General features: G+C 44.3%; 2 protein-coding genes. Both read right to left on the bottom strand.

What is annotated here, in order from left to right:
- Positions 1–536 (bottom strand): fibronectin type III domain-containing protein (locus DMI82_RS19470; RefSeq protein ID WP_146207193.1); only part of this gene is annotated, 536 nt, incomplete at its 3' end.
- 119 nt (positions 537–655) lie between these two features.
- Positions 656–1,287, bottom strand: a 632-nt coding sequence (locus tag DMI82_RS19465) for a CAP domain-containing protein (protein ID WP_242981890.1), incomplete at its 5' end; no start/stop codon positions are given.

Below are 1,287 nucleotides of genomic sequence, written 5' to 3'. Positions count from 1 at the left end.
TTTGTGGTGTCAGCAGAGCGGTAGTAAACCAGGTAGTTCGTAGCATTGATGGATTTTGTCCAAGTAACAGTAGTCTGCTTATAGTTGTTCGCTTTCACGCGGGTTTTTACAATAGACGGTACGGCCGGAATAGTGACGGTCTTGCCTTTTTTATCGTAGGAACTCCATTTCTTACCGTATTTATTATATGCCCTGACAGTATAGGTATATTTTTTACCACCCTTGAGCAGATGCTTCCTGGAAGATTTGTGAGTGTACTTCAGATTTTTACTGCTGATAGTTGCCAGCGTGGTCCACTTCTTCGTACCGGCCTGTTTGTAATAAATCCGGTAAGAAGTGGCATACTTGGACTTCTTCCAGGTGACCGTTGCGGAATTTTTGGTCGCGGTCACTTTCGTAATCGCCGGTCTTGCGGGCGTTCGCTTGGAGGCCGCCGGGGTGGTGGACTGAAAGACTGCCGGGGCAATCAGTGTGATGGCCAGCAGGACGGCAATCAGGCCGTTAAGCAGCCGGGTCTTGCTTAGTTTCTTTATCATAAATATTTTCCCTCCTTGTGTATTTTTTTGCTTATATATATTTTACAACATATATATATGGTTTGTAAAAAAAATACACACCACCAATCATGGTGGTGTGTATATGCGCATTTATGCTATCAGTCGGATGAATCAGATGAATCGGAAGTGTCTGTCCAATTGGCCTTTAATGTTTTATTGTCATACATATGAGTTTCTATACCGCTTTTAATTGCATCTAAATCCGTCAATCCACTTTCAATATTAAAGGTATCATCAATCTCCGTCCAGCCTATAAAATTGCTGCCTTCTTTTTCCGGGATATCAATAGTTGACAGTTTGACGTCTGCCCTGGCCGGAACTCTCATCTCAAACCTCTCTGCGCCGCCTTTGCTCGGGAACGTGCCTCCGTTTGCATATACTGTCAGTGTATATTTCTGGCCCGGGTTTTTCGCGAAAATCTGCACCCAGAAATTCTTATAAACGCCAACACCGATATGGGTCGCTTCTTTATCAATCATTGCAACAAGATGTCCACGGCTGTTCTCCCATAAATATACCGCGCGCTTAGGCGTATTGCCAGTCGTGATATTTTCTCCAAGGATATTGCCGGCTCCTGCATCATAATAAGCTGTACTAAAATTGCTTCCGTCTGGCCTTTCATGACTAAACTTCGTATAAATCTCCTTCGCCCTCACCGCAGCGCCTCTGTCAAGCGCCTCATTTTCTACAACCGGTGCTGAGCCATGTTTTATTCTTACCTGGTTTGTAT

This window comes from Blautia sp. BCRC 81119 (assembly GCF_003184505.1).
Classification (GTDB): domain Bacteria; phylum Bacillota; class Clostridia; order Lachnospirales; family Lachnospiraceae; genus Blautia_A; species Blautia_A fusiformis.
Note: the sequence above shows the minus strand (reverse complement) of the source record. Positions and strands in the feature narration are given on the sequence as shown.